Source organism: Streptomyces sp. IBSBF 2435, assembly GCF_036815005.1.
Classification (GTDB): Bacteria; Actinomycetota; Actinomycetes; order Streptomycetales; family Streptomycetaceae; genus Actinacidiphila.
Map to the genome: position 1 here is coordinate 1 of NZ_JAJSYW010000357.1, position 2,446 is coordinate 2,446.

Here is a 2,446-nt window from a genome sequence, read left to right on the forward strand (position 1 = left end):
GGCGAAGTCCCCTGCGCGGGCGGCGGGGTGGTGGGCGAGCCGGTGCAGTGCGCGGCGGAAGTGGTCGATGAAGGCGGTGGCCTGCTCGGGGCCGGTGTTCTCGGTCCGGTGGTCGAGCCGCACCGTGCAGTCGGGCCAGTCGGCGCGGATCTGGAGGGTGCGTTCGAAGGTGCTCGCGGTGTTCGGCGAGACGAAGTCCCAGTCGGCGGTGAGGCCGGGTATGTCCAGGTCGAGGTCGCGGGGCGCCCGGGGGAAGGACAGGCCGAGCTGGGTCAGGGCGGGCCGGGCGCAGGGGTCCGCAAGCGCCCTGGTCAAGTCCGGGAAGGGTATGTGGCGGCGGGTCCGCAGCCGTGCCACGGCGGCGGCGGCCTCGGCCATCAGGTCGTCGCCGGTGGCCGCCGGGTCCAGCGGCAGGTCGGTGGGGACCACGTTGATCTGGGCTCCGGCCACGTCCCGGGTCTCCGGCACGCTCACGTCGGCGGCGACAGCCAGGGGTACGTGGCGGTTGCCGTAGGCGGCGAGTTGGAGGCCGAGGGCGGCGACCAGGGCGGTGAACGTCGTGGCCCGGTGACGGGCGGCCAGCGCCCGCAGCGCCTCGACGTCGGGGCGGGCGATCAGGACCTGGTCGCTGCACCGCACTCCCCCGCCGGAGGGGGCGGTGGTGCCGGGCAGCAGGAGCGGCTCGGCGCACGCGGGCAGCACCCGGGTCCAGTGCGACCGCGCGGCGGCCGTCGTGGCCGGGTCGGGGACCGCGGCGGCCGGGCGGGCCAGTGGCGCCGCGAGCGGTGGCGCGGTGCCCGAGCGCGCGGCGCGGAGCGCGGCGGTGAGGTCGCGGGCCACCAGGAACTTGCTGCGCCCGTCGAATCCGGCGTGGTGCAGCGACATCACGAGGGTGGCGCGGTCGCGGCCGTGGTCGAGCAGGGCGAAGCGGATCGGGCCGTCGGCGGCCAGGTCCCAGCCGCGGGTCTGCTCGGTCCGCTCCCACCAGGACCTCACCGCGCGGCGGGGGCCGCCGGGCGCGTCGGGCAGCGGCAGCGTGTCGCGGCGGAAGGAGAGGGCCTGGGCCGCCGGCAGGACGAGCAGGCGGACGCCGGCGGGGGTGGCGCGCATGACGGACCTCAGGGGTTCGTGCCGGTGCAGGACCGCGAGGGCGGCGGTGCGCACGTGCCGTTCGTCCAGCGGCCCGGTGAACGCCACCGCGAGGTAGCCGCTGTTGCTGGCCGCGCCGGCGGTCTGCTCCTCGGTCCACAGGGCCAGTTGGGCCGCGGTCAGCGGCACGCCGGCCGTCGCGGGGGACGTCACGGCCGCTCCCCGCGGCCGGGGCGCCGGGTGCGGCGGGCGGCGAGGTCGGCCGTGACCAGCGCGGTGACCGCGTCGCGGTCGATCTTCCCGCTGGGGGTGCGGGGCAGCCGGGGCAGGACCGTCAGGCCGAGCGGGACGAAGGCGGCCGGCAGCACCTGGGCCAGGGCGTGCAGCACCTCGCGTTCGTCCGGTGGCGCCGCGCCCTGGTCCACGACGACCGCCGAGCGCAGGCTCCGGGCACCGGAGGGGTTGGTGACGGCGACGGTGACGGCCGCGTCGATGCCGGGCCGGCGCAGCAGGTGCGCGTCGACCTCCAGCGGATCGACGCGCAGGCCGCGGATCTTCACCTCGGTGTCGAGGCGGCCGAGGTAGTGCACCCGGCCGTCCTGGACGCGCACCAGGTCGCCGGTGCGGAACGCCCGGGTGTGGCCCCGCGGTGTCGGCGCGATGCCGGTGTAGCGGCGGGCGGTCAGTTCAGGGCGCTGGTGGTAGCCGTCGGACAGCGGCAGACCGGTGACGAGGAGCTCACCGGTGGCGGGGCCGTCGCCGGGCCGCGGAGCGACCACCACCTCGCAGCCCGGCAGAGGCACACCGATCGGCGGCAGATCGGGCCAGTCCTGCGGGGGACCGGTCAGGACATGCGAGGTGACCATCGCGGACTCGCTCTGCCCGTAATGGTTGACCAGCCGGCATCCCGGGAGACGCGCGAACAGGGCACGGATCTGCGGTGTGCACAGCATCTGCTCACCCGCGGCATTGACCTCGCGCAGACACAGACCACCGGGCAGCCGGACGGCCGCCACCGCCAGCATCTGAAGAGCGACAAACGGCACGAACAACCGCTCGATGCGCTGGTGGGCCAGCCAGGCCAGGAGTTCGGCCGGTTCGCGGCGCAGCCGTTCGGGGACGATGACCACTGTTCCGCCGCCGCGCAGTGTGCCCAGGATCTCCTGGAAGCTGACGTCGAAGTTGAGCGGGGCGAACTGCGCGGTCCGCAGGTCGCCGCGGGGCGAGTGGCCGGCCTGCCACTCGACCATGGCGTCCAGGCAGCGGTGGGTGACGGACACGCCTTTGGGCCGGCCGGTCGATCCGGAGGTGTAGATGGTGTAGACGGCGCGGTCCGGGCGGCACTGCGGGGGCGGGG

At 75.8% G+C, this 2,446-nt stretch carries 2 protein-coding genes; both read right to left on the bottom strand.

From position 1 onward, the window contains the following. A partial coding sequence (locus V7E46_RS33315; protein WP_333771895.1) for a condensation domain-containing protein occupies nucleotides 1-1,302 on the bottom strand: 1,302 nt, incomplete at its 3' end. Further along, on the bottom strand, nucleotides 1,299-2,446 hold a 1,148-nt coding region (locus V7E46_RS33320; protein WP_333771896.1), incomplete at its 5' end, for an AMP-binding protein. The genes V7E46_RS33315 and V7E46_RS33320, both read right to left, overlap by 4 nt.